At 43.1% G+C, this 26,658-nt stretch carries 29 protein-coding genes; 9 read left to right on the plus strand and 20 right to left on the minus strand.

All coding sequences use genetic code 11. The features are described 5' to 3' along the window. Nucleotides 1-17: 17 nt before the first annotated feature. From QWT69_RS11595 to hprK, 5 genes are read right to left on the minus strand one after another with little or no spacing between them, the layout of a single operon-like run. Nucleotides 18-560, minus strand: a complete 543-nt coding sequence (locus QWT69_RS11595; RefSeq protein ID WP_317965849.1) for an acyltransferase — start codon at nt 558-560, stop codon at nt 18-20. Next, complete coding sequence (ppaX, locus tag QWT69_RS11600) at nt 557-1,207, minus strand: pyrophosphatase PpaX (protein WP_317965851.1); 651 nt, start codon at nt 1,205-1,207, stop codon at nt 557-559. Before ppaX ends, QWT69_RS11595 begins: the two co-directional genes overlap by 4 nt. Next, complete coding sequence (locus QWT69_RS11605; protein ID WP_317965853.1) at nt 1,200-2,144, minus strand: nucleoside recognition domain-containing protein; 945 nt, start codon at nt 2,142-2,144, stop codon at nt 1,200-1,202. Before QWT69_RS11605 ends, ppaX begins: the two co-directional genes overlap by 8 nt. Before the next feature lie 16 nt (nt 2,145-2,160). Continuing rightward, nucleotides 2,161-2,967 carry a prolipoprotein diacylglyceryl transferase gene (gene lgt, locus QWT69_RS11610; protein WP_317965855.1) on the minus strand — a complete coding sequence of 269 codons (807 nt, stop codon included), beginning with the start codon at nt 2,965-2,967 and terminating at the stop codon, nt 2,161-2,163. Nucleotides 2,968-2,971: 4 nt separating this feature from the next. After that, nucleotides 2,972-3,922 carry an HPr(Ser) kinase/phosphatase gene (hprK, locus tag QWT69_RS11615; protein ID WP_317965857.1) on the minus strand — a complete coding sequence of 317 codons (951 nt, stop codon included), beginning with the start codon at nt 3,920-3,922 and terminating at the stop codon, nt 2,972-2,974. A 139-nt stretch (nt 3,923-4,061) separates the two neighbouring features. On the opposite strand from hprK, the gene QWT69_RS11620 reads away from it, so the two are divergent. Further along, nucleotides 4,062-4,610 carry an N-acetylmuramoyl-L-alanine amidase family protein gene (locus QWT69_RS11620; RefSeq protein WP_317965859.1) on the plus strand — a complete coding sequence of 183 codons (549 nt, stop codon included), beginning with the start codon at nt 4,062-4,064 and terminating at the stop codon, nt 4,608-4,610. Between the two features lie 73 nt (nt 4,611-4,683). Here QWT69_RS11620 and QWT69_RS11625 read toward each other — a convergent pair whose 3' ends face one another. From QWT69_RS11625 to QWT69_RS11650, 6 genes are all read right to left on the minus strand, one after another. Then, nucleotides 4,684-5,868: a DUF4097 family beta strand repeat-containing protein gene (locus tag QWT69_RS11625; RefSeq protein ID WP_317965861.1), complete on the minus strand. Its 1,185-nt coding sequence runs from the start codon at nt 5,866-5,868 to the stop codon at nt 4,684-4,686. Nucleotides 5,869-5,983: 115 nt separating this feature from the next. Beyond that, nucleotides 5,984-8,848: an excinuclease ABC subunit UvrA gene (gene uvrA / locus QWT69_RS11630; RefSeq protein WP_317965863.1), complete on the minus strand. Its 2,865-nt coding sequence runs from the start codon at nt 8,846-8,848 to the stop codon at nt 5,984-5,986. 7 nt (nt 8,849-8,855) lie between these two features. Continuing rightward, nucleotides 8,856-10,838: an excinuclease ABC subunit UvrB gene (gene uvrB / locus QWT69_RS11635; protein ID WP_317965865.1), complete on the minus strand. Its 1,983-nt coding sequence runs from the start codon at nt 10,836-10,838 to the stop codon at nt 8,856-8,858. Between the two features lie 340 nt (nt 10,839-11,178). Then, nucleotides 11,179-11,421, minus strand: a complete 243-nt coding sequence (locus QWT69_RS11640; protein ID WP_431312281.1) for an IDEAL domain-containing protein — start codon at nt 11,419-11,421, stop codon at nt 11,179-11,181. A 71-nt stretch (nt 11,422-11,492) separates the two neighbouring features. Next, nucleotides 11,493-12,692 (minus strand): ABC transporter permease, encoded by a 1,200-nt coding sequence (locus QWT69_RS11645; protein WP_317965869.1) that lies wholly within the window; start codon nt 12,690-12,692, stop codon nt 11,493-11,495. Further along, nucleotides 12,676-13,425 carry an ABC transporter ATP-binding protein gene (locus QWT69_RS11650; RefSeq protein ID WP_317971057.1) on the minus strand — a complete coding sequence of 250 codons (750 nt, stop codon included), beginning with the start codon at nt 13,423-13,425 and terminating at the stop codon, nt 12,676-12,678. The genes QWT69_RS11645 and QWT69_RS11650 overlap by 17 nt, the downstream gene beginning before the upstream one ends. A 154-nt stretch (nt 13,426-13,579) precedes the next feature. Here QWT69_RS11650 and QWT69_RS11655 point away from each other — a divergent pair, with 154 nt between their 5' ends. The 5 genes from QWT69_RS11655 to QWT69_RS11675 all read left to right on the plus strand — a co-directional run bounded on the left by QWT69_RS11655 (nt 13,580) and on the right by QWT69_RS11675 (nt 16,330). Then, complete coding sequence (locus QWT69_RS11655; protein WP_317965871.1) at nt 13,580-14,002, plus strand: HIT family protein; 423 nt, start codon at nt 13,580-13,582, stop codon at nt 14,000-14,002. Between the two features lie 116 nt (nt 14,003-14,118). Then, nucleotides 14,119-14,643, plus strand: a complete 525-nt coding sequence (locus QWT69_RS11660) for a tryptophan transporter (RefSeq protein WP_317965873.1) — start codon at nt 14,119-14,121, stop codon at nt 14,641-14,643. Between the two features lie 116 nt (nt 14,644-14,759). Further along, nucleotides 14,760-15,122, plus strand: coding sequence for a YtxH domain-containing protein (locus tag QWT69_RS11665; protein WP_317965875.1), 363 nt, complete (start codon nt 14,760-14,762; stop codon nt 15,120-15,122). A gap of 369 nt (nt 15,123-15,491) precedes the next feature. Beyond that, nucleotides 15,492-16,085 carry an HTH-type transcriptional regulator Hpr gene (locus QWT69_RS11670; RefSeq protein WP_317965877.1) on the plus strand — a complete coding sequence of 198 codons (594 nt, stop codon included), beginning with the start codon at nt 15,492-15,494 and terminating at the stop codon, nt 16,083-16,085. Nucleotides 16,086-16,138: 53 nt separating this feature from the next. Then, a complete protein-coding gene (locus QWT69_RS11675; RefSeq protein WP_431312282.1) occupies nt 16,139-16,330 on the plus strand; it encodes a hypothetical protein in 192 nt (63 codons plus the stop codon). A gap of 59 nt (nt 16,331-16,389) precedes the next feature. On the opposite strand, the gene QWT69_RS11680 is transcribed toward QWT69_RS11675, so the two are convergent. Further along, entirely contained in the window at nt 16,390-16,488 is a 99-nt protein-coding gene (locus tag QWT69_RS11680; protein ID WP_191695693.1) for a YjcZ family sporulation protein, read from the minus strand. A 142-nt stretch (nt 16,489-16,630) separates the two neighbouring features. Between QWT69_RS11680 and QWT69_RS11685 the strand changes: the two genes are divergently transcribed. After that, nucleotides 16,631-17,509 (plus strand): peptidylprolyl isomerase, encoded by an 879-nt coding sequence (locus tag QWT69_RS11685; protein ID WP_317965881.1) that lies wholly within the window; start codon nt 16,631-16,633, stop codon nt 17,507-17,509. 56 nt (nt 17,510-17,565) lie between these two features. Here the strand turns inward: QWT69_RS11685 and yhaM are convergent, their stop codons facing one another. The 8 genes from yhaM to QWT69_RS11725 form a co-directional block, all read right to left on the minus strand. Continuing rightward, on the minus strand, nt 17,566-18,504 hold the full coding sequence (gene yhaM, locus QWT69_RS11690; protein WP_317965882.1) for a 3'-5' exoribonuclease YhaM: 939 nt from the start codon (nt 18,502-18,504) through the stop codon (nt 17,566-17,568). Beyond that, nucleotides 18,501-21,389 carry an ATP-binding protein gene (locus tag QWT69_RS11695; RefSeq protein WP_317965883.1) on the minus strand — a complete coding sequence of 963 codons (2,889 nt, stop codon included), beginning with the start codon at nt 21,387-21,389 and terminating at the stop codon, nt 18,501-18,503. Before QWT69_RS11695 ends, yhaM begins: the two co-directional genes overlap by 4 nt. A gap of 9 nt (nt 21,390-21,398) precedes the next feature. After that, nucleotides 21,399-22,616, minus strand: coding sequence for a metallophosphoesterase family protein (locus QWT69_RS11700; protein WP_317965885.1), 1,218 nt, complete (start codon nt 22,614-22,616; stop codon nt 21,399-21,401). Nucleotides 22,617-22,739: 123 nt separating this feature from the next. Next, nucleotides 22,740-23,990 carry an ABC transporter permease gene (locus QWT69_RS11705; protein ID WP_317965887.1) on the minus strand — a complete coding sequence of 417 codons (1,251 nt, stop codon included), beginning with the start codon at nt 23,988-23,990 and terminating at the stop codon, nt 22,740-22,742. Continuing rightward, nucleotides 23,983-24,882, minus strand: a complete 900-nt coding sequence (locus tag QWT69_RS11710) for an ABC transporter ATP-binding protein (protein ID WP_317965889.1) — start codon at nt 24,880-24,882, stop codon at nt 23,983-23,985. The genes QWT69_RS11705 and QWT69_RS11710 overlap by 8 nt, the downstream gene beginning before the upstream one ends. Nucleotides 24,883-24,942: 60 nt before the next feature. Continuing rightward, entirely contained in the window at nt 24,943-25,245 is a 303-nt protein-coding gene (locus tag QWT69_RS11715; RefSeq protein ID WP_317965891.1) for a DUF2178 domain-containing protein, read from the minus strand. A gap of 19 nt (nt 25,246-25,264) precedes the next feature. Beyond that, nucleotides 25,265-25,576: a DUF2178 domain-containing protein gene (locus tag QWT69_RS11720; protein WP_317965893.1), complete on the minus strand. Its 312-nt coding sequence runs from the start codon at nt 25,574-25,576 to the stop codon at nt 25,265-25,267. A 2-nt stretch (nt 25,577-25,578) separates the two neighbouring features. Beyond that, nucleotides 25,579-25,776 (minus strand): helix-turn-helix transcriptional regulator, encoded by a 198-nt coding sequence (locus tag QWT69_RS11725; RefSeq protein ID WP_317971061.1) that lies wholly within the window; start codon nt 25,774-25,776, stop codon nt 25,579-25,581. Nucleotides 25,777-25,941: 165 nt separating this feature from the next. Here QWT69_RS11725 and QWT69_RS11730 point away from each other — a divergent pair, with 165 nt between their 5' ends. Together QWT69_RS11730 and mgsA are read left to right on the plus strand one after the other, a co-directional pair. Further along, a complete protein-coding gene (locus QWT69_RS11730; RefSeq protein ID WP_317965895.1) occupies nt 25,942-26,127 on the plus strand; it encodes a YhzD family protein in 186 nt (61 codons plus the stop codon). A gap of 136 nt (nt 26,128-26,263) precedes the next feature. After that, the gene (gene mgsA / locus QWT69_RS11735) at nt 26,264-26,653 is read left to right on the plus strand and encodes a methylglyoxal synthase (protein WP_317971063.1); all 390 of its coding nucleotides are present in this window, start codon (nt 26,264-26,266) and stop codon (nt 26,651-26,653) included. Nucleotides 26,654-26,658: the final 5 nt, after the last annotated feature.

Raw genomic sequence — 26,658 nt, forward strand, 5'->3', positions numbered from 1 at the left:
CATAACTTTTCAGTCCGTCATCCTAAATTCTTGGTGTTTCGGGATAAGCTGGTCTGTCGACGCTGTTCCATCTGTTCAGCAGTGTAAATGATTTTCACCGGATTGCCGCCCGCGAGAGACCCGGCAGGAATGTCCCGATTGACGAGTGATGCCGCCGAGACAATGGCACCATCTCCGATTTCAACCCCTGGGAGGATGGTCGTATTTGCACCAATCATCACACGATTACCAATGACGACATCACCGATCCGATATTCCTCAATCAAATATTCATGCGCAAGAATGGTCGTATTAAAACCGATAATCGAATTGTTTCCGACGGTAATTCGTTCAGGAAACATCGTATCCGGCATAACCATCAAGGCGAAGGAAGTTTTTTTACCAATTTTCATGCCCAAAAACGTTCGGTAGATGAAGTTCTTCATAGACATGAATGGTGTATATCTGCCGATTTGGATGAACAAGAAGTTTTTTGCTACTTTGAAAAATGAGACGGTCTTATAAATATGCCAAAGGGAGTTCGCATCTCCTTTCGCAGGAAACCGGTCTGTGCGCCTCACCTGTCTGTCTCCGTTGTTATTCGCAGTAAATCAGATATATGGTGCAGTATGTAGTCAGGTTCTAGCTCCCGCATGAACGCTTCACCTTTTATTGACCAAGCAACTCCCGCAGTGCGAACTCCTGCATTTTTTCCGCCTAGGATGTCATGAGAATTATCACCAATCATTATCGATTCCTCAGGAGTGGATCCTAACCGTTCCAACGCCAATAGAATCGGCTCGGGATCCGGTTTTGGGGCTGTCACATCATCCAAACCGATGACCGTATCGAACAACTCTCCAATCGCGAGCAGATCGAGTCCTTTCCAAAGCATGTTATTCCTTTTCGTTGAGACAACCGCCATTTTCATCCCGCGCTTTTTTAATTCTTTCAATGTCTCATTCACACCATCGAATTCTTTGGATAACCTATCATGATTCGCAAGATTCCAGCTTCTGTATGCTTGAATCAGTTCGTCTGTTTTCGCCGGATCAACACGTGTGAACGATTCTATCAACGGAGGACCTAAGAATGGAAGGATATGCGCTCTCGTAAACTTTCCGGGATAATGATCATCCAGTACCGTTTGGAACGTCTGGATGATCAATTCATTCGTATCAAGTAACGTCCCGTCAAAATCGAAAAGTAATGTTGTAATTTTAGCCATTGAGCACCGCGACCTCCTTTTCCTTTCGCCGTTCATTCTTTCTCCACATATACGCGACCGCTATCGTTAAAACGAAAGCTGTGACAAGCCGAATAATAAGTAAAGGCAGCACCGGTATGCCGAGTGGTATGAATATAAGTGTATCTTCAACAACGGCATGACACGCAATGAGGAAGATGAATGCAAGCGTCGCATCCTTCTTGCTTACCCCATCTTCTTGCACGGCTTGGATCATGACGCCTGCCCCGTAAGCCAATCCGATGACCAATCCTGCAACCAATGTCATTGAAGCATTCGGCTGGACACCGATTATTTTCGTGAAAGGAGCAAGTTTCTCCGAAAACTTCTGTAAATACTGTCGGTCTTTCAAAAATTGCACGAAAATCATTAACGGAATAACGATTAAGGCAAGTTGCAACACGCCAAATGATGCTTTTTGCAAGCCCAACAAGCCAATTGCCAACCATCCGACTGGCACCGCGACGACTTCAGGCGCCATACCGTATTGCGCAATTTCCGCCCCACCATTCCAAAACAGATTGATGATGATAGCAGAAAATGCAGCTAATCCGAACCGAACAACTAATACGACCCACAGTTTCACACCGACTTTTAAAGCAACACCTGTTTCAATGAAAATATTATGTGCAAAACTGAGCATAACAGCGAGGATGAAAACCTCTTTGACGGTGAGATCTAATGATAATATGCCTGCAATTCCTGCATATAAATTCAAAGCATTCCCTAAAACTAACGGGATCGCCGCTTTACCACTTAAACCAAATATCCCCATAATTGGCGAAACAAGTTTTACAATCCAAGGCAATACAGGCGTATGTTGCAAAATGACAAGGAGCAACGTAATCGGGAAGATGATTTTTCCCAATGTCCATGTCGTCTTTAGTCCCGCCTTCAAGCCACTCCGCAATGTCCCCATTTCCCCAACCCTCTTCTTATTTATCTTGGTAATGAACGTTCACCTTTTGAATATATCTTCTGTAAATGAACAGCGATACCGCTACGATAATCGTAAGTATTGATACGATTTGTGCGGCTCGTAAATCGCCGCCGTACAAACTGTCCGTCCGCATTCCTTCTATGAAGTAGCGGCCTATTGAGTACCAAGTCAAGTAAAACAAGAACATTTCGCCTCGTTTTAACATTACTTTACGCAACAGCAGGATAATCACAAGACCTACGAGATTCCATAAAGACTCATACAGAAATGTCGGATGATACGTTACACCATCTTTCGTCATCTGATTCATAATCCAGTCCGGAATAATCGTGTTCTCTAAAAACTTCTCAGAAACCGGGCCGCCATGTGCTTCCTGATTAATGAAATTGCCCCATCTGCCGATAATTTGACCGATCAATATACCAGGAGCTGCGATATCAGCCACTTTCCAAAACGAAATGCCTCTTCGCTTCGTGTAAATGTATGTCGTCAAAAAAGCACCGATTAACGCACCGTGAATCGCAATTCCACCTTCCCAGATTTTGAAAACATCTGCAGGTGTGTCTTTATAGGAACTCCACGAGAAGACAACATAATAGATTCTTGCACTGACAATCGAAATCGGCACTGCCCAAATTAGAAGATCTGTCAGGAAATCTGGATGCATGCCCCGTTTCACCATTTCTTTTTGAACAACAATAAATGCAAGTATGATTCCAGTCGTTATCAAAATTCCATACCACTGGATCGGAATCGGCCCCAAATGGAAAGCCGTCGGGTTAATCGCCAATAAATCAAACATTAGTTCACTCTGTCCCCTCTTTATCGAATTCGCCTTGTTCTTCTCGAATTGCTAAATCCAATTTCTTCGTAAATGTTTCGGCCGCATTGACCCCTAATTTTTTCATCCGATAGTCCATCGCCGCTACTTCAATAATGACAGATAAGTTCCTGCCTGGTCTGACTGGAACCGTAAGCTTCGTAATTTCAGAATCGATGATTTTCTGCTTATCTTCATCAATTCCCAACCGATCATACACTTTGTCTGGATCCCACGCCTCCAGATCAATAACCATTAAAACCCGCTTATCATCCTTCACGGCACTGGCACCGAATAGGTTCATCATATCGATAATTCCGACGCCCCGTATTTCCAACATATGCCGAAGAATTTTCGGGGGATTTCCAATCAGAATGTTTTTAGCGACTTGTCTAATTTCCACTGCATCATCTGCAATGAGTCGATGCCCTCTTTTCACAAGTTCCAGTGCAGTTTCACTCTTCCCAACGCCACTTTTCCCTGTAATGAGAACACCGATACCGTAGACATCAACGAGAACACCATGCAATGTTGTCATCGGAGCCAATCGGCCTTCCAAATAATTCGTCAGCATGCCAGAAAATCGAGTCGTAGGATTTTCTGTTTGTAAAACAGCGATATTACGTTCCTCAGCCAATTGCAAAAATTCAACAGGACATTCAATCTGGTGAGCAATAATAAAGGCGGGCGTCTCTTCCGTGTATAGCCGATCGACCCGGTCCATCCGTTCTTCCGAGGATAACTTGTTGAAAAATGATATTTCCGTTTTACCAAACAGTTGCATTCGCGTAGCGGGATAAAAATCAAAGTAGCCGGCCATCTCTAAACCAGGCCGTGATATGTCGCTAGTGACGATATTTCGATTGATCCCTCCATGGCCTCCGAGCAGTTCCAGCCCGAAATGTTCCTGGACATCTTTCACTGTCACAATCGACATCTGTTCGCCGCCTCCTTAAACTTTCAAGATTACTATGCACCATTTTACCATGAACCGTCTCATTTGAAATCAATTCGGTCCAAATCTGTCCACTTCGTTCGATCTTTTCCCTATATATAATTCAAAGGGGGGAAAGAACATGACAATTATATTGGATGCCGGACACGGCCCTCAGACACCAGGAAAAAGATCACCTGATGGTCTGTTGAGAGAATTTCATTTTAATCAGAAGGTGGCACAGTTCGCAAAAGAACTCCTTGTTTCCCAGGGTATGGAAGTACTTTTTTCGCATGATACAACAATGGACGTCCCTTTGAAAAACAGGACATTATTCGCAAACAAAGTAAATGCACAGCTTTTTGTATCCATTCACGCCAATGCATTTGGATCCCAGTGGAATGATGCGCAAGGAATCGAAACGTATATATACCCTTCAGCCGCCCAAAAGACAAAATCACTTGGAATCCTTATACACGAATCGTTGTTACAAGCGACCAATCGGAAAAACCGCGGTTTGAAGACCGCCGATTTCGCCGTGCTGCGAGAGACAACAATGCCTGCCGTTCTTGTGGAATGCGGATTCATGACAAACCGTGAAGAAGCAAACCTTCTGTTACATAAAGAATACCAGATGCAGTGTGCCCGTGCGATTGCGTTCGGTATTAGGAATTGGCTTTATAGAAGATGATGTAGGTAATAGCGAAAAGGAACCCACTTCAGTTTGATAGAAGTGGGTTCCTTATTATTTGTGTCGGATTCATTTAGTTGTGATCGACTGTATAGCAGACGATGACAGATCCAGTCTTTGCTTCACCTTGTACATAAAGTGGCATTGCTGAGCCTTCTACAGATTTATTGAATCGGACAGTCCGCTGTAAAAACTGTTCTTGCTCGACTGTTTTTGTAATATCATGCAACTGCAAATCCAATCGGCCCATATTTGTTGAGATCTCACCTTCAAGCGCTACTTGAGAAGGAATATACATTTCCACTGAGCCACTCACTGTCTTTGCATCAATCTTTTGAGCTGTTTTATCGGTCGTTGTAACGACAACATGCCCGTTCAATGATTTTGCTTCGACATCTTTCAGATTACCGGACAAATACACACGCCCGTTAATCGTTTCAGCTTCTACCACTTCACCGTCACTGTCATTCAGGCGGATTGAACCGTTCCCTGTTTCAAGATCAGCTTCTTTGAATTTCACTCGCTCAATGTCCACTTTGCCGTTTGCCGTCTTCGCATACAGACGATCGACTGCAGCATCTTGTAAATTGAAGTTCCCATTGAGTAATTTAACAGATATTTTATCGTATTGCTGCTTCGGTATGAAGAGATCGACATTCACCTGATTGAACTTTTGATCACTCAGTACTCTGAACTTCCCTTCATCCACCATGCAAATCATCTTGTTAAGAAATTCTTTCTTCGCTTCCTCTTCCGTCTTGCTATTGTAAGACTTCACCGTGAACTCCGCACGTACCTCATCTGCATCCGTTGTTTGCAAAATGACACTCCCGTGATCGATGTCGATGAGAATTTCATCTAACTTCTCTGCAGGCTTTGTCACTGTATGGTGGAAAGTCGTGCTGTTGCCGAACGGTGAGTCAAAATCAAAATCTTTCATCTTCGTTACTGCTGTTTGCATGAATTGCATGAAACGATCACCGACAGTGACAAAATCCTTCCGAATATCTTCGATAAATTCATCCATTGGAGGAATTTGGTCATTCTTGCCTGTAAAGCCGCCATCCTCTTCTGCGCTATCTGTCTTGTTATTGTTTTCCGACTTCGTTTCATCGGTCTGCTTCTGTCGAAATTCGACTTCCTCTTTTACCTTTTTCGAGTTTCCATCTAAATTTTCTAATAGCGTCAAAGCCTCATCCATAGATATTGTGCCGTTCTCCAGCATGGTCAAAATACGTTTGCGTTCGTTTTGCATCATTCCGCCTCCTAGTTTGTATGCTTTGGCTTTCAATCTTGTGAGAGCGCTCAAAACTTGTTAGTTCCCACAATCCCTATCTATATATACGAGCGGCGCGTCATAAAGTTTCAAACTTTCAATGCTCCGCCTTGTCGATCTTATCTTTCATCCGTTGCCGGTCACGTTCTAAGATTGGCTTCAGATAATAGCCTGTATAGGATTTTTTAGACGTGGCCACCTTTTCAGGTGTTCCTGTTGCAATGATCTGCCCGCCCTTATCACCGCCTTCAGGTCCGAGATCGATAATATGATCGACCGTTTTAATGACGTCCAGATTATGTTCGATGACAAGAACCGTGTTGCCCGAATCGACAAGACGCTGCAATACTTCTAGAAGTTTTTCAATGTCATGGACGTGTAATCCGGTCGTCGGTTCGTCCAATATATAAAACGACTTACCGTTTGACCGCTTATGCAATTCAGATGCCAGTTTCACCCGCTGTGCTTCTCCGCCTGATAAAGTGGTCGCCGGCTGTCCAAGTTGGATATATCCGAGACCTACATCAACGATTGTTTGAAGCTTCCGACTGATTTTCGGGATGTTTTCAAAGAACACCAATGCATCTTCCACTGTCATCGAAAGGACATCTGCAATATTCTTCCCTTTATAGGTCACTTCCAATGTTTCACGGTTATACCGTTTTCCGTGACAAACTTCACACGGCACATAAACATCCGGCAAGAAGTGCATTTCAATTTTGATAATTCCATCACCATGGCACGCCTCACATCTTCCACCTTTGACATTGAAACTAAAACGGCCTTTCTTATAGCCGCGCACTTTTGCTTCGTTCGTCATCGCATAGACATCTCTGACGTCATCGAACAAACTTGTATATGTTGCAGGGTTGGATCTCGGTGTTCTGCCGATTGGCGACTGATCGATTTCTATCACTTTCTCCAGTTCTTCCAAACCGCTAACAGACTCAAATTGGCCCGGTTTCTGTTTAGACCGGTTCAACTTTTGCGCGAGTACTTTATAAAGCACTTCATTCACCAGAGTACTTTTCCCCGAACCTGATACACCGGTAACTGCGATGAATTGCCCCAATGGAAAATCGACGCTGACTTTCTTCAGATTGTTTTCCTGTGCACCTCTGATTGAAATCATACGTCCATCGGATTTCCTGCGTTCAATCGGCAGCGGGATGAATTGCTTTCCACTTAAGTATTGCCCCGTCAATGAAGTAGGATCGTTCATCACTTCAGCAGGTGTTCCGGCAGATACGATTTGTCCCCCGGCAGCGCCTGCCCCAGGCCCGATATCAATTAGATAATCAGCTGCCATCATCGTATCCTCATCATGCTCGACGACAATAAGCGTATTACCGATATCACGCATACTTTTCAATGTACCGATGAGTCGGTCGTTATCTCGTTGGTGAAGCCCGATCGATGGCTCATCGAGAATATAAAGGACGCCAGTTAACCGTGAGCCAATTTGCGTCGCTAGACGGATCCGTTGAGCTTCTCCACCCGACAGTGTTCCTGCCGCTCGTGATAGCGTCAAATAATCGAGTCCAACGTTAATGAGAAAACCGATACGTTCTCCGATTTCACGCAAAATGAGTTTCGCAATCTGCATATCCTTCTCTGACAGCTCAAGATTTTTAAAGAAACCATCCGCTTCCGTAATCGATAAATTGCTCACTTGACCGATATGGACGTCATTCACTTTCACCGCGAGTGACTCCTCTTTCAATCTGTAGCCATCACAGCTAGGGCATGGACGCGTTCCCATATACTTTTCCATCTGTTCTCGAATATAATCCGATGATGTCTCTTTGAAACGACGTTCGACGTTCGAGAGCACACCTTCGAAATAGATATTATTCACACGAGTATTTCCAAATTCATTTGTATATTTAAAGTTAATTTTTTCTTCTTTTGATCCGTGAAGAATGATTTTGAGATCCTCATCGGATAATTCACTGACAGGGACATTCATCGGAATTTTGAAATGTTTACAGATTGTCTTCAACAATTCCGGATAGTATTGCGAACTTGTTGGAATCCAGGGGACAATTGCTCCATCATTCAGTGAAACAGATGAATCAGGAATCACAAGGTCAGGATCGACTTCTAATTTTGTACCGAGTCCATCGCATTCTGGGCAAGCGCCGAATGGACTGTTAAATGAAAACATTCTTGGCTCGAGTTCACCGATCGAGAACCCGCATAGTGGACACGCATGATGTTCACTAAACAACAATTCTTCCACTTCCATAACATCGACAAGTACTGTCCCGTCAGCTAGCCTTAACGCTGATTCAAGTGAATCACTCAGCCGTGATTCGATTCCTTCCTTCACGACAATACGGTCAATGACTACTTCTATTGTGTGCTTCTTGTTTTTGTTCAACTCGATATTGTCGTCGAGGTCAATTACCTCGCCATTTACTCTAACCCTTACATATCCTTGCTTTTTAATATCTTCCAGCAGTTTGGCATGCGTCCCTTTCCGGCCTGATATGACCGGCGCAAGAATTTGAAGACGTGAACGGTCCGGCAGTTGCATAATGCGATCGACCATTTGCTCAATCGTTTGCGAAGTAATTTCTGTTCCATGAATCGGACAAATTGGTTTACCGATTCTTGCAAACAAGAGTCGCAAATAATCGGATATCTCCGTGACCGTTCCGACAGTCGACCTCGGGTTTCGGCTCGTCGTTTTCTGATCGATTGAAATTGCGGGGGACAAGCCTTCAATTACATCCACATCAGGTTTGTCCATCTGACCAAGAAACTGTCTCGCATAAGCCGATAGCGATTCGACATATCTTCTTTGCCCTTCGGCATAAATCGTATCGAATGCAAGCGAAGATTTACCCGAACCTGACAACCCTGTCATAACAACAAGCTGGTCACGGGGAATCTTCACATCGATATCTTTCAAATTATGTGCACGCGCTCCTTGAATAACTATTTCTGTGTTTTTCATTTTGTTGTCACCCTTCAGCCTTCAATTCTAATATCGTATCGCGCAACTGTGCGGCTCTTTCAAAATCGAGTGCTTTAGCAGATGCTTTCATTTCTTTTTCAAGCGAAATAAGCAGCTTTGTCTTTTCGTCTTTCGATAACTTCTTGCCTTTCGTCACTTTATCGATAATCGACGTGTCATCTTCCACGACTTGTGTAGCCCGTATGACGTCACGGATTTTCTTCTTAATTGTCGTAGGCGTAATCCCATGCTTTTCATTGTAAGCTTTTTGAATTTCACGGCGTCTGTTTGTTTCATCGATCGCCTTTTTCATGGAATCTGTATAGCGATCTGCATACATGATCACTCGACCTTCTGAGTTTCGGGCAGCACGACCGATTGTCTGGATTAATGCTCGTTCTGAACGCAGGAATCCTTCTTTATCCGCGTCTAGAATCGTCACTAAAGACACTTCTGGAATGTCAATACCTTCTCTGAGCAAGTTGATGCCAACGAGGACGTCGTATGTCCCAAGCCGTAGCTCACGGATAATTTCAATTCGTTCTAATGTTTTTATTTCTGAATGTAAATAGTTCACTTTGATGCCGATATCTTTTAAGTAGTCTGTCAGATCTTCTGACATCTTTTTCGTTAATGTGGTTATCAATACCCGTTCGTTACGCTTTGTACGCTCGTTGATTTCACCGATTAAATCGTCAATCTGCCCTTCGATCGGACGGACTTCGATGATTGGATCGAGTAAACCAGTCGGCCGAATAATCTGTTCAACCATTTCAGGTGTATGCTCGATTTCATATGGACCTGGAGTCGCGGATACATAAATCCCTTGATGGATGAATTCTTCAAACTCTTCGAACCTCAACGGCCTGTTATCCAAAGCAGAAGGTAGACGGAAACCATGTTCAACAAGCACATTCTTCCTCGCCTGGTCTCCGTTGTACATACCGCGTATCTGCGGCAAGGTGACATGACTTTCGTCGACAACGAGTAGGAAATCATCTGGGAAATAGTCAAGAAGCGTGAAAGGTGTTGCTCCGGGTGGCTGCAATGTTAAGTGCCTGGAGTAGTTTTCAATTCCCGAACAGAAGCCCATTTCCCGCATCATTTCTAAATCGTAGCGGGTTCGTTGTTCCAATCGCTGTGCTTCGAGCAATTTGTCGTTTTTTCTCAGTACCTTTAGTCGCTCTTCCAATTCAACTTCAATATTTAAAATTGCCTTCTGCAGTTTTTCATCGCCTGTTACGAAGTGGGAATTAGGATAGATCGCAACATGCGATCGCTCTCCTAATATCTCACCTGTCAGCGCGTCAACTTCACGTAACCGATCGATTTCATCTCCGAAAAACTCAATCCGTATACAATTCTCATCTTGTGATGCCGGAAAAATTTCCACAACATCCCCTCTAACGCGGAAAGTACCACGTGTGAAGCTAATATCATTTCTGGAGTATTGATTGTCAACGAACTGCCTAAGTAGTTCGTTTCTACCGATTTCCATACCACTTCGCAAAGAAACAACGTGCTTACCATATTCCTCCGGCGAACCTAACCCGTAGATACATGATACAGATGCAACGATTAGTACATCTTTCCGTTCGAATAACGAAGAAGTCGCCGAGTGGCGAAGTTTATCGATTTCATCGTTAATCGTCGCGTCTTTCTCAATAAATGTATCCGTGTGCGGTACATACGCTTCAGGTTGATAGTAATCATAGAAACTGACAAAGTATTCTACTGCGTTATTTGGAAAAAACTCTTTAAACTCACTATATAATTGACCTGCCAACGTCTTGTTATGTGCAATGACGAGGGTAGGTTTATTGATTTCCGTCACGACGTTAGAAACAGTGAATGTTTTACCTGTTCCCGTAGCGCCTAATAATGTTTGATGCTTTTTGCCTTGCTCGATTCCTTCGACAAGCTTTGAAATAGCTGCGGGCTGGTCGCCTAAAGGAACATAAGGAGCTTGCAGTTCGAAATTTTGGACCATAACGGCGTCCCTCCCAATATGAATTACTTATATTTTACCATAGACTTTCACAAGTCGAAAGAAATAAGGGAACATGTGTTTTAACTTAATTCAGCAACAGCCCCCCCTCTTTTATTAACTGCGAGTTGAATACCAGAAAAGCCTTTCAATAAGAAGGAGTCCAAACACAGTGCTGATTCAAGTCAAACCTCCGGCGGATTCGATGAGGAGTTAATGTTACTATGCACAATTGAAAATCCATTCGTAATTTCACCCAGGTGCAATTTACTTACATGAATCCCTAAAAATAAAAAACGGGCCTACTCCGATAGTTTCCTATCGGGAGGCCCGCTAAACACTTTTAGTTTTCTTCCACTCGTAACAACTCGTCCGTAAACTCTTTAAATGCAGACTCATTCTTTTCATCAAGCGCAAGATCGATAAGCGCCAGAAGACGTTTTTTCGTCTGCTCACGATGAATATGGTTCAGGAACAAGTCCATGTAAATGTCATTCAACAGCTTTTCGGCTTGTAAAGAAGAGCTGTTTTTTCCCACGGCTTTTAAGAACTCGGCATATGAATAATTGTTTTCCAATTCCCTCACCCCTGATGCCTTTTTTCCATTATACATAATTCAATAGGGAAGTTGCAAGGACTTTCAAGAATATTCTATTTTTATTTCTTGTTGGAGAAACGAATTGTCACTTCTGACACAATTAGCACTACCGCCGTCACGAGGAGAGGCGTTACAGAGATTCCTATAACAATAACCGCTGCCAAAAATACTGCTGCAGCTTGTACAAGTTGGAACACACGAACGGTTTTACGTATAGCCGGTGCTCTTGTATCCATCGCTTCCGGGAATAGATTGTCCATCCTGAAATCATTGCCTGCTTGCAACGCATAAACGAGTTGAATCGACGTCGCAAACGCTAACGCCCCGCTGAAAATATAAATGACAATCGGAAACGGAATAAGTGTGATGCCTACGACCGATAACACCGTCAACCTTACCCACAGCCAAAAAATATCGTCCGTTCGAATTAACGTCCTTCTTAACAAATAATACTGGGGTACCGTCTTGCCAAACTTTGCTGACTGCATAAGAAAACCGAGCCAGGCTCGTCTGCTCACTGAACCTTTCAGATGAGGCACGTCTGTAAAATAATTCGCGAAACGGTAAAATCGCATCATCCGATTCTGTTCCAACATAATGAAATGTTCATAAGGAAACGGTTTTTCAGCACTTTTTTTCTTCCAATACAAATAATAGACTACGATGATTACACCAATGATGGGAATAAACAGCGGATTACTTGCAAGCGTTACATAAACAATTAAGGCACCAAGTAAAAAACGGATAACCCGGTCTTTCCAAACGCCATTGCCGTCATTTGCATGGCGATAATGATAGTCGAGCTCGACATACAGCCACTTCACAAGCAGAATGACGATTGCAGTCAAGTAAATCTGCGGTTTTGCAGCAACGTCTGTTGCAGCTAATAAAGGTGCCGCCACGATGAACAGTAAAAATGGTAGCGGTATCTGAGAAAAGAACGAGTAACGTAACGATCTCGTCAAATATTGTTTGAGTTTCCCTTCCATTGGGAGGAAGAAAACGATATCCGCAGGCTTCAATAATGTAACTGGAGTTCCAAATGCCAAAGCCACTCCAATTACGAGTGCCGTCAATAGAGCTGAAGGGAAATCAGCCGGCACTTCTTTTAGCCATTCACTGTATGCATAGCCACCAGCACCGATTGTGAACAGCAGGACAATCGCTAAATGTCCTGTGAAGACAAACTTCATATATTTTTGCAGTTCGGTCATATAATGCCCGAATCGACTGCCCCAGATTTCACGCATGCTGTTCATAGTCACGTTCCTCAGTCATCGAAATATACAGCTCGTCCAATGTCGCATCCGGAAGGTTAAACGCTTTACGCAAGTCATCCATCGTTCCTTGCGCACGCACTCTTCCTTCATGAAGGACAATAATCCGGTCGCAATACTTCTCTGCTGTCGGCAATACATGTGTAGACATTAGGACAGATGCGCCATTCGCTTTTCTTTCTTCAATCTGTTCGAGCAACGAACGAATCCCGATTGGGTCAAGACCTACAAAAGGTTCATCGATAATGTATAAGGAAGGCTCCACAAGAAACGCACACATGATCATTACTTTTTGACGCATGCCTTTTGAAAAATGCGATGGAAACCAATTCAATCTCTTTTCCATCATAAATTCCTTCAATAAAGCCGCCGATCTTGCTTCGAATATATCCTTGTCCAATCCATAAGCCATCGCTGTAAGCTCCAAATGCTCCCGCAACGTTAGCTCTTCATATAAAATCGGTGTTTCAGGAATGTAAGAGAATGCCTTCCGATAAGCTTCTGGGTTCTCACTGAAAGTGACACCTTCGATTTTAATGGTACCTTGATGTGGATTCATCAATCCGATAATATGTTTGATCGTCGTACTTTTTCCCGCTCCATTTAATCCAATCAAACCGACAAGTTCATTTTGGCCGATTTCAAATGTTAGTCCATGTAATACAGGCTTTCGCGTATAACCACCCGTCACATCGTTCACTTCTAGAATTGCCATAGCCATCCCCCATTCATGTTTCCATTTTACCAAACATTAATCCGAAATGCTTTGTCCAACTTTCATACATTAACTGAAAATATGCTACACTTGCCTTATTAATGAATCAATCGCGTATTTCACGGCGATGATCAACTGGAAAGGATGAAGAGAAATGACAGCATGTATCTTTTGTCAAATTATTGAAGGTTCGATTCCAAGCGAGAAAATTTACGAAGATGAGCATGTCCTGGCGTTTATGGACGTTATGCCTGTCACAGAAGGTCATGTTTTATTAATCCCGAAAAATCACCGGGAAAATCTTTTTGAAATGACCGAAGAGGAAGCGAGTCATTTGTTTTCTGTCGCTCCGAAACTTGCAAATGTCTTAAAAGAAACGTTTACTCCCGCAGGATTGAACCTGTTGCAGAACAATGGTGCCCCTGCAGGCCAGGCGGTATTCCATTTCCATATGCATTTTATCCCGCGTTACGACGAGACGGATGGATTCAGCTCGAATTGGAATCCGAAAGTAGAACAATTCCCAAAAGAACGCCTTAAGGAAATGGCTGATCAGCTTCGCGCAAAAATGGGATAATGTAACGCTTGTAAGTTCTTAAAATCATGTGTATACTTCTATTAAGTTTTCGCTGACGATCACGAGGATACGTCAGGAGGACCAAAAAAATGAGCCCAGTTGAGGAGAGATGAGAAATGAATACGAAAAATCTTATGTTGATGGCATTGTTAGTATCCATCGGCGCAGCGTTGTATTTAGTAATTCCAGGTTATGGTGAAGGCATGAAGCCAGACTTCATGTTGACGATGATGTTCATCGGGATCTTTTTATTCCCCGATGTGCGCAGTGTATTTTTGCTTGGTGTGACGACAGGTGTGTTATCCGGAATTTTCACAAGTTTCCCCGGTGGCTTCATACCGAATATCGTCGACAAGTTCATCACAGCATTCGTCGTTTTTGCAGTGATTTTGCTGCTAAAGAAAACAACACAACATCTAGCTGTCTCCACAATCGTCACTTGCCTAGGAACTGTATTGTCAGGAACGATATTCCTGTCCATTGCGATTTATGTAATTGGTGCAAATATCCCGTTCAGTCTACTATTCGTCACTGTCGTTTTACCGGCGGTTGTTATGAACGGCATAGCATTCTTTATCATCTATCCGGTCGTCATCGGATTGTTGAAGAGAACTTCATTCGAAACTGCATTATCAAATTAACTTTCAAAAGCTTCACTCACAATGAGTGAAGCTTTTTTCATTTGCCCAGAACGTGTTGCCATGTTTTAATTAAACTATGTAAAGGAATACTATTGAAAATGAAAGGAGTGTCTTCTATGAAAGCATCAAACTTTGTTTTCGGACTTATTACAGGATCCGTCACCGCGGCTGTCACAGTCCTATTTTCAACTCCTCAATCAGGGCGTGAAATACGCTCTTCTGTCAAGTCAGCTTCAACGGACTTGAAGTATAAAATGAACGATGTTAAAGGGAAAATTGCAGAACTGAAAGATTCCATTACTCATATGTCAAAAGAAGCGAGAGAAATTGTCCCTGAAGCAATCGAAGATGTTAAAGGCTCTATTGAACAATGGAAACTCTCTACTGAAAAGAACAAAGAACGACTTGAAAAAGAGATTTCCGCAATCCAAAACTCTCTTGCAGAGCTCGAACAGTCAATCGCCGCACAACAAAAGTAAATAACGGATAAATGCTTGGCGGAGGATAATTATATCCTCCGCTTTTTGTGTTAGTGGAACTTAGTTGGAGTTGTGTGTGTGACTGCCGTTGGTTTATGGGCGTGCGCGGACTGTTTACGAGCGCGGCGAGGGCGTTTACGGGCGCACCACGACTGTTTACGGGCGCAAGTGGATTGTTTACGGGCGCACACGCCTCACCTATTTCCCAGCAATCTCAACGCATTCGAATTCCCCCACGCTAAGAACGCAAAAGGCTATCAATTTCTCATTTTCGTTCTGAATATAATATTTTTGCAATTCCAACTTTTTTATTTGAAACTTTCCTGCTATAATTAAAAAGACTAACTATTTGATTTTTGGAGGTATACAATGACTGAGCAAAAGTTCTCCCCAAAAGAAGCAATGATCTATAGCCAACGCCTTGCGCAAATGTCGAAGGCGTTATGGAAAGCGGTTGAAAAGGATTGGCAGCAATGGATAAAACCTTATGATTTGAATATTAATGAGCATCATATTTTATGGATTGCCTACCACCTGCAAGGTGCAACAATTTCGGACGTTGCTAAATTTGGTGTCATGCATGTCTCTACCGCTTTCAACTTTTCCAAAAAGCTTGAAGAGCGAGGTTATTTGAGCTTCTTTAAAAAAGAAGACGACCGCCGCAACACATATGTCTCTGTGACAGAAGAAGGCCGCTTGTTATTGGAAGATATGAATGAGAACTACTATGATTCCAGTCATGGCATCCTCGAAGGCTCACTCCCCATTAAAGGAATCTATGGAAAGTTTCCGGAGTTTCTGGAAGTGATGTCGGTCATACGTAATATTTATGGAGAGGATTTCATGGAGATTTTCGAACGAGGCTTCCAAAGTATAGATACAACATTTGTTGAGAAGGATAGTGAATCCGACGTAACCAATAGAAAAAACACGATTGAACTTCAACCTGCCGAAGAAAAATAATGTCATTTCGGTATGTAGTTTGATATGATACAAATAAGCGTTAAAGAGGAGGAATGGATTTGATCCTTATTGTCACAATCATATTTTCATTGTTTTATTTATTCCAGATAAATAAAATGACATTTGCGTTATGTCAATCACGCGAAATTCCTGAAGAGAAGCAACCTAAAATATATCGTACGGTTAACATCCTAGTCACGATCTTGATTTTGTCATTATATCTAGAAGTACTATTGAAAGTGTAATGTAGAAAATAGGAAAAGCCCGACACGCCCTATTAATAGGCTGTCGGACTTTTTTTATTTTAGTACAGGTATGCAGCTCCGACGATGATCAAAAGAATGAACAATACAACAATCAACGCGAATCCAGAAGAACCTTGCCCGTGGCTATATCCACTCATAGGAGCACCTCCTCTCTCTTTGTATGGTATGCAAATTACGTAAAGTGTTTTAGGCTATCCGAAAGAAGGAACCTTTTTGTCAGTAAATCGTTTTTATGTTATAGTATCAAATGTTGCACATTAAAGTTAGGAGAGATATTTTATGAAAAAAACAGTCCTGGCCATGAGCTTGGCGGCTTCCGTTTTAGCGCTTGGTGCATGCAGTAATGATCAAAAAGCGGCCGATGATGAAGTCATTGCCACAACTAAAGTCGGAAACATCACGAAAGAAGATCTATATACCGAAATGAAAGATGCAATCGGTACCCAAGTTATGGAGAACCTGTTACTCCAACAAGCATTGGAAAATGAATATAAATTGTCCGATAAAGACGTGGAAGAAGAAGTGAAGAAGCAAAAAGAGGGTCTTGGTGAAAACTTCGATATGTACTTGCAACAGCAAGGCATTACAGAAGCTTTCTTTGATAAAAACGTGAAGTCACAGATGCTTCAAAAGAAACTTGTTGAGTCATTGGAAATCTCTGATGAAGATGTTAAAACAGGTCTTGAACGGGCTAAGACTGAAGTACATGCACGTCACATCGTAGTCGCAGATGAAAAAACTGCCAACGAAGTACGTCAAAAGATTGAAGATGGCGGCGATTTCGAAGCGCTTGCAAAAGAGTATTCTACTGAGCCTGTCGCTGAACAGACAGGTGGAGATTTAGGCTGGTTCGGCCCAGGTAAAATGCTATCTGAATTTGAAGATGCTGCTTACACGCTTGAAAAAGGTGAACTGAGCCAACCTGTAAAGACAAGCTACGGCTATCACATCATCGAGCTGCTTGAAACACGTAAAGCAGAAACAGACAAAACAGAAGATGAGATGAAAGCAGAAATCGAAGAAGGTTTAAAACGCGTTCAGTTTGAGGCAAAACTCCAAGAATTGATCAAAGCGGCTGACGTCGATATTAAAGCGGACGAATTCAAACATGTATTGGATTTGTATTTACCGGTAGCTGAAGAGAAAGACGCAAAATAAGCATACGAATAAAAAGCTGCCGAACATCGGGAATCCCAACGTTCGGCAGCTTTTTCCTATTCCAAATTCGGTTTGTAAAACGAGCGGTTTTCGAGCGGAAAAATCCGTTCGCTAAATTCACCTTTCTCCGTTTTGGCTAACGCGCGATTGAGCATATTCATCTTCGCATCAATATTATCGATATAGTGGAGCACTTCAGCTTCCATGAGCATCGGACGTTTCGGGCTGCCCCATTCTTCTTTGCCATGATGAGAAAGAACCATATGCTGCAGAAGCATTACTTCTTCGCCGGTAATCTCCAATTCATCTGCGGCTTTTGAAATTTCATTCACCATGATTGTAATATGGCCAAGTAGATTCCCTTCGATTGTATATTGTGTACCGACAGGACCAGAAAGCTCAATCACTTTACCAACGTCATGCAGGATGATTCCAGCATATAGAAGGTCTTTATTCAATGTTGGATAAAGTTCTGCGATCGCTTTTCCGAGCTTCAGCATGGATACAACGTGATCGATCAATCCTGATACATAGTCATGATGATTCCGTGTCGCTGCGGGATATACAAGAAATGCAGCTTGGTGTTTTTTTAATAAATGACGGGTAATCCGCTGGATATGCGGATTTTTCATCTCAAAGAAATATTGCAGCAATTCTTCATAAAGAACTTCTTTGCTTTTTTCCGCAGAAGGAACCAAGTCTGAAATCGAAATGCCTTCGTCTTCTTTTACAGGACGGATACTTTTAATGCGCAATTGGTTTTTGCCACGGTATTCATGTAATTCTCCGCCGACTTTCACAATTGTCGAAGCCCCATACAGCTTTTCATGCTCTTCTCCGGTATCCCAGAGTTTCGATTCGATATCGCCGCTCTTGTCTTGCAAAATGAGCGACATGAAAGGGCTCCCTTGCTGCGTGATCCCTTTTGTCGATTGTTTGATAAGTAGAAACAGATCGACTGGCTCTCCGACTTGATAGTCCATTAATTTTTTCATGTAGCTATCGCCCCCTTGTCGTTCCCGATTGCGGAAACGTTTATAATTCTAGCAGTTGTCCACTCTTCTCTTATCTTATCATGGCAAGTCATGTAGATGAACTGATGTTTCTCGCTTAACTGTCCGACAATAGTCAGCATTCTTTGTAGACGCTCCCCGTCGAAGTGCACGAACGGGTCATCCATCAGTATCGGGAAAGGTGCCGTCTTTTCCATAGCGATCGCCAAAGAGAGGCGCAATGAGATATAAGCCTGCTCTTTCGTTGCCTGGCTCAGTTCAATAATGGGATAACGCGTTCCGTCATTTGCCACTGCGCGGAACAAGCCATTTTCTGTGATTTCCAGCCCGACATATACCCCAGCAGTCAATTCAGAAAAAAGATTTTCCGCCTGTTCAAGCACTTCCGGCAATTTGCGGTCTTTCAATTCTTTCATCATTCCATTGATGGCCTGTACAATCGCCTGTCTAACTGCCCATCGATCAGCGAGTTCAGCAAATTCCGCTTTTTTCATTTCAAAGTATTGTTGCTTCGTTTGATACACTTCGTCCGTCAACAATTTTTCCGTCTCTGCCTTTAAAGAGGATTTTTCTTCAATCAGCAGATCCAGTTCCTTTTCGAGTTGTACAATCTGCTCATCATTGTCCGACATCGCTATTTTCAGTTCTTCTTCTGTAACGTCTGCAAACTTGTCAATAATACGGACATTTGCGAGTTGGGCTTCACAATCCTCTAATTGACTCTTCAGTAGCAATGTTCGTTCAACGTTTTTTTGTGCTTCGTAATAGTGTCCCTCTGATTGCACACCTGCTTCATGGAATAACTCTTCGATTTGTTTGCTGTAAGCAGCTACCAGTTCGTCCGCTTCCTTCTTCTCGACAAGTATTACTTCCAATCGTTCAGAGAGTCCGGCCTGCATCTGTTCTGTAGAACGCAGCGTCATGTATGCTGCTCTTAAACGCTCATACAACGTATGTTCAGGTCCATCGTTCCCAACTACCGACTCAATCTTTTCCGTTCGTGCAGCTATCTGATTCTTCAACATCCGTAGTTGCTCTTGTGAATGAAGTAGCTCGCGTTCCGTTTCTTGCACTGAACGAGCCATTCCGAAAAACTCATGCAAGATGCCGGTATTTGGAATCTTAGCAAGTCCATAACCAAGGAAGAGGTTCTGTAACTTGTTTTCCAATACTTCCTTTTCACGTGCAATCGCTTCGTACTCACTTTCTAATTGCACCATTTTCCGATCGTTAGTGGCAATCGACCCACGCAAACGGCTTTGATTCGAACGGTAGGCGTGCATATTCTCTACTAGTCGCTCCATCTGCTGTTCTTTTCCGCCGAATTCTTCGATAATCCGTTGCATGTCTTCGTGCATCGATCCCCCAGTGTGATTGCGCTTCCCCGTTATCAAAAAAGCGGCTCCCGCTGCAATGAACAAACCAAAAATGACAACTACCCATTGTTTCTCAGTCAAACCGAATACAACTGTTCCGATTGCTGCCACAAGGAGTAAAAGGGCAACCATCGCATTTCCGCTTGTTGCATTCTTTTGACGAGTGTTCACATAAACGCGTGCCTCAGCGAGTCTCCCCCGATTTTTTGGCCACTCTTCAATTTGCTTCTCCTCAGATGGCGAGGGAGCCTTTTCCTGTAGAGCTTGCTGCTGCAACATCAAGTCTTTCCGTTCATGCTCCACTTCAGATAGCTGCCGGTCGACATAACCAAGCTGTTGATCCATTTCAGTTAGTTTCTGGAGGTGTTCATACAATTGCTCTTCCTTATGAATGGAAACGTCACCTGCCAAGATTTCCTCGGCCTCTGTTAATCCCAACCTGTCCAGCAACCGAAGCTTTTTCGCGGTGAATTGACGCAGATTGTCATTGAGTGTATTCACACCCGCGTGCCATTCATGCCACTCTGGTTCCCGTGCTAGCAATCTTTGCATTTCAGACAGCCGATTTACATCGTCATCCTTTTCTAGCCGGTCGCGAATCGAGCGTATTTCCTCTTTAAGTCCACGCAACTTCACTTCCGTTTCGGTCAATCTGCTATGTGCCGTCTCATACCGTCTCACTCCTTCAGCCGGGAAACGGTCTTTGTGTACATCAGCAAGTTTGTCCATCAGTATTTTTTTTCGTCTATACAAAGGAAGCGATTGAAGTTGTGCACCCAGTTGCCGGTTATCGGTGCGCAACTGTTCATGCTGTTTCTTACCATCTACCCACTGCTTTTCTATTTCGCTAATCCGTCTGACTTTTGGTGAATAGGAGGACAGCCTATCTCGTTCTTTTTTCAAATCGTCTTCAAGCTCTTTCAACTGTTGAAGAAGCACATTCATCTCAGGCACCCGACCTGACTTTTTAAATAAATCGCCGGCTTCCTTCTCCATTTTCTTCTCCAGTTGCATCAGGGAATCGATGCCCGTTGTCCCTGATGCGAGAAGCGTGCGGCTCAACTCGGTTTCATCCATCTTTTCGAACCCCTGCAACTGAAGGACTGAAAAAGAAAAGACCGATTCAAATGACGCCCGATCATACTGCCTGACAATAGTATTCAACGCTTCTTCCCCGCCTTGCGTGCCGTCTTCAAATTGGACAGTCACTTCACCGGACGACTTCCCGCGAACGCGCTCAATCATGCAATCACCATAAATGGCGTCATCTATATAGATGCGACCGCCATATTTGCCTCCAGATTTAGGTTCATAACGCAATTGCGTACTGTTTTTCTGAGGGAAACCGAACAGGATTTGCAGAATGAATTGTTGAATCGTCGTCTTGCCCGCTTCATTACGTCCGTATATGACGTTAACATTTTCACTGAAGTCGATTGTCTTATTTTCATGCTTGCCGAATCCATAGATATCGAGTTTTTTGATCTTCATTTGTTCACCTCATTTCAAAGAAGCGAGTTCTTGTAGTAGTAATTTTTCAGAGCGTTCCTGTAAGCTTCGGAAACTTTCAGCTGTTTGTGTATCCAAATAGCGGGAGGCACGAATATGTGTATACAAATCCCCTAGCACGTCAGCCCATTCATCTGTCGTCCAATTAGTCATTTGAGCCGTTACAGCCCCAATCAGCATATTGTCTGTTTGGTTTTCACGTGACGGATTGACTGCCTTCAATCGTTGCACCCAAACAAATTGCTCATGCCCTTCCAACAATTCACGCAAACCTTCCAACCATATTTCATCACTTACCTCATCGTAAAGGGTTGCCGTTTCCGCATCCAAGCGGATTTCCAAGTTAATAATAGATGGACCATTTTCGGATACGAATGTTTCAATTGCTTCCCGGCATGTTTCTAATAACCGATTCGCATGACGGATTGATGCGCAAGAAACGTTTAACGAAGTAAAAAGAATGACATTCGTCGAAATGAACGTCAATTCCGTATGTGTTTTTGACAGTTCAACTTCGTAAAACCCCTTTTTCCCTTGCTCATTACGATGACGCCCTTGGATATTTCCCGGATAAATAATAGGTGGTGAATCTGACAGTTGCTGGCGCTCATGGATATGGCCAAGCGCCCAATAATCATACCGTTTGGATTGCAATTCTCCGAGCGTAAACGGCGAATAGACGGCGTGTGATTCGTTACCTGCCTGACTGCCGTGCAGCAGCCCGATATGGATCGCCTCCCGGTCGGTTGCAACAGGAAACCCGCTGATCATCTCTTGGCGCACATGACGCTGTGGATAGCTGAATCCATGTAGAACAATTTCCTGGCCTCTCACAGATAACTTTACTTCCCCGATTTCCTCCGTAAATTCATGTACGTTCGGCGGCAGCTCGAATCGCGTCCAGCTCCCCCCTAAATGATCATGATTCCCGTAAGTTATGAAGACTGGAATCGCTGCTTCATGCAGGCGTTCCATTCCTTTTTGGAATTTTAATTGTGCTCGTAGACTGCGGTCTTCTCCGTCGTACAAGTCTCCGACTATCACTAAAAAGTCAGGTACAGTCTTTACTGCATAATCAATCAAACGATCAAAAGCTGCAAATGTACTATTCCTCAATTCGTTCAATCTGGCGGCAGGCAAGCCTGTAATTCCTTTAAAGGGGCTATCGAGATGCAGATCGGCAGTATGTATGAAACGGATCGATGACAAGATAAGAACCTCCATTCAAGAAAACGAATATTTGTTCTAATTTTACCATAGAGTATCCGAAACACGAAACAAAAATAGAAAACCGCTTCGCCGACCGTTTTACGGGTTGCGAAGCGGTTCTATTCATTCTTTCCCTAATTGAATTGCTTTTTTAATATCCTTTAGCGAACGGGATGGTCCGTACATGAGAACTCCCCCTTTGTAGACACGTGCGCCGAACCAACCAAGTACGAAGATGGTTACAAGCATGATTGCGATTGACAACAATGGTTCCCACATCGGTAAATCGAGCATACCCACACGTAAAAACATGACTAGTGGTGCAAAGAACGGGAAGTAGGATGCATATTTCAAATAGCCAATTTCAGGATTTCCAAGTCCGGTCATAGCAATGATGAAAGCAGCTACGATAAGCAATGTCATCGGCATAATCATTTGCTGAACATCTTCCACACGGCTGACAAGTGAGCCGAGTAGAGCAGCAAGTGTTGCATAGAGGAAATAACCGAGCAAGAAGAACACTGCCGCATAAATAAGTGTCCCAACATTCAGGTCTGAAAAGCTGAAGAAATCGCCGAATCCTCCTGGAACTTCTGTGGCAGACGTTTTCAAAGCGACGAATCCAGCAAGCCCATAGATGAGAATCTGCACAATTCCGAGCGATCCGATGCCAAGTACTTTCGCAAACATATGCTTCACCGGTGAGACGCTTGAAATAAGAATTTCCATGACTCTTGAAGATTTTTCATTCGCCACATCCATTGCAATCATGCTTGAATACATGATGACAGACAGATAAATGACGAACATTAATACATAAACCAGCACGCGGGCCTGATTCAATTCGTCTTCCGATTTTGCAGAAGGCGAAACATTCTTCTGCTCGAACTGTATCGGGGTGAATAACGTTTGGACTTGTTCACCATTCAAAGACAGCTCCTCTGCTTTCATCTCCGTTTGGATAGATTGCAGCGCTTCCTGAATTTGCATAGGAATGGCAAAATCCATTAGGCTCATCGTCGTATATTCAGCTTCAATTACTCCTTGTGAATCGACTGCCAATGTTAAGACAGAGTCGATTTCTTCGCTTGTCAATTTTTCAATGAGCGCTTCCTTTGACTCGCTAGACTGCTCCACTTTCATACCACTCAATTGTAAGGTTAGTCTATCTGCCAGCTGACCGCTTTCATCCACAACATATAGGACTTGCTCGTCATCTCCACCTCCTGTCATCGTTTGGACGGTGTCGATTATTTTAGAAATGTTTGCGAATAAGAATATCCCCGCAATCATAATCGCAGTTGTAATGACAAATGACTTCGTTTTTGCTTTCGATAAAAACGCATGTTTGAAAATAATCCAGAATTCACGCATGTTCTGTCCCTACCTTTGCAATGAAGATATCTTGCAATGAAGGCTCTTCAATCTCAAAATGACGAATCGGCCCCATTTCCAGTGCGCTCGCCAATAATTGTGCCGCTACGGATTCGTCATCAATCTGGAATACCGCACCTTCGACGGAATGGTTTGCATGGAGTACGCCTCCAATATGATCAAGGCCCGCAAGCTCATAATCAGATCGGATACGGACATTCTGCCTTCCGAAAGATCTCTTCACTTCTCTGAGTGAACCGCTGACAATTTGTTTGCCATGATGCATGATGCTCAATTGTTCACACAACTCTTCCACATGATCCATACGGTGACTTGAAAATAGAATCGTTGCTCCTTTGTTCCGAAAATCCAAAATCGCTTTCTTCAGCATTTCCACGTTCACAGGATCGAGTCCGGAAAATGGTTCGTCTAGGATAAGTAGTTTCGGATCATGCATCAGCGCTGCAATAACCTGTATTTTTTGCTGATTCCCTTTAGACAATTCTTCTACTTTCTTGGACGTATATTGCGGTACTTCAAAACGCTCCAACCAATACCCGATCGCTTTCTTGGCATCTGCTTTGCTCATGCCTCTTAACTCACCTAAGAAGATAAGTTGCTCTTCCACTTTCATTTTGGGATACAGACCCCGCTCTTCGGGCAAATAGCCGATTTCAGGACTTGTTGAATAGGCGATTGTTTTTCCGTTCCATGTAATCTGTCCTTCATTCGCATTCAACAGTCCTAAAATCATCCGGAACGTCGTTGTCTTTCCCGCCCCATTGGCGCCAAGGAAACCGTACATCATGCCTTTCTCTACTGTTAGTGTTAAATCATCAACAGCGGTAAAATCCCCAAATCTTTTCGTTACATGTTTAAGTTGTAAAGCCACGTGAATTCCCCTTTCTTAAACTACTATTCTTTATTACGATTCAACGACTCGTTGGTTTCACTATACTTTTCGATTGTAAAAAAAGAGGGCCGCTCCATAGGAAATCAGTAACACGCCATATGCTGAAACTGACAGCAAGAAAGCAATCTTGGCCCCTTCATAAATTAATACGCCAAGCCACATAATCAGTAGAACGATGAGTGTTGTCACCCAAGACAATTTAATCGCTTTTGCATTCACTTGTTCGTATCGTTCATCAAAACGGCGTTCCTTTTCTCCTTTTTTAAAATAGAGGAAAGCAATTAATAAAGTAACGCCTGCCCCTACAATAAAGCCTGCCAGACTTTCTAGCGTCGGAACCATTTTTTCTCCCCCTATCTATTTAGTGTTCTCTATTTGCAATCATCGCGCCAAAAAGCCATGACATCATATGTGTGACCCAGAGCGCCGTGAGGACAAAGAAAGCCAAGCCCGGCCCTTCCACAATCATGACGATAACCCAAGCGATTAATATAGCTCCAGTCATCACCTTCCAAGAGATGGCTCTGGCATGTCTATGAATATTTCGATAGCGTTCATCAAACAATCGCTCTTGTTTCCCTTTTTTCCATACAAAATAGTAAACAATTGCCCAAATAGCCAATCCAAGTGGTAGTCCAGAAAGAAACGTCCAAATATTAAATCCTTCGTACATGCTTATACCTCCTCCGGTTGAAAGACATCTTCAATGCGACAATTAAAAAGTTTAGCAATTTTGAAAGCCAATATTAATGATGGGTTGTATCGGCCTTTTTCCAATGAAATAATCGTCTGTCTGGACACTTCCAGCTTCTCCGCCAAATCATCTTGCGTTAACCCCATGGCCGTCCGCATTTCCTTAATCAAGTTATTCAGTTAAATGCTCCCCCTTTCAGTGTAAAGGTCGCTTTACGTAAAGGTTACTTTACTATATGTTCATTGTCAAGGAAACTTTACATCTTTTATTCAAAAAAAATGAATTGCTATTCATTGGAATGGAATTCATAGTATACTGGAAAAAAGAATGGGAGGATGAAATTGATGAGAACTTATAAACTGACAGCTTACGAAAAGACGGGGAAACTAATTACAGAAGAAACGTTCACAGCCGAAACAGATGACGCCGCAAAAGAAAAAGGGCAGACATTATTGGAAGAGCAAAATCTGCTTGAACAAACGCACCGATTGACTTCACCTGCCGGAAAGCTTCTCTTATTTCACATCTGACACTGTTTGAAGAAGAAATGCTTATCATTTTTGCTGTATTCATCAGTAGTGCTAAACTATAGCTAGCTGCTACATACTTCACGGAGGTGCTCTATTGAATATCGCACTCATTGCACATGATAAGAAAAAAGATGAAATGGTCAACTTTACAATCGCATATAAACATATTTTCACGAAATACAATCTGTTTGCTACCGGTACAACCGGGCAGCGTATTATTGACGAGACAGGATTGGTTGTCAACCGGATGATGTCCGGGCCTTTGGGAGGCGACCAGCAAATCGGTTCGATGATTGCAACAGGTGATTTGGATCTGATTTTGTTTTTCCGTGATCCCTTAACAGCGCAACCGCATGAACCAGATGTAAGTGCACTGTTGCGTCTATGTGACGTGTACGGAATACCGCTCGCCACGAATATTGCCTCGGCTGAACTGCTCGTACTCGCCATCGAAAAAGGCTATTTCTCTTGGCGGGATACAGCTGCTAAATACAAAACAAAAGAACCCAATCCGCTGAAGGATTGAGTTCT

Origin of the sequence: Sporosarcina oncorhynchi (assembly GCF_033304615.1) — a bacterium.
GTDB classification, from domain to species: Bacteria; Bacillota; Bacilli; order Bacillales_A; family Planococcaceae; genus Sporosarcina; species Sporosarcina oncorhynchi.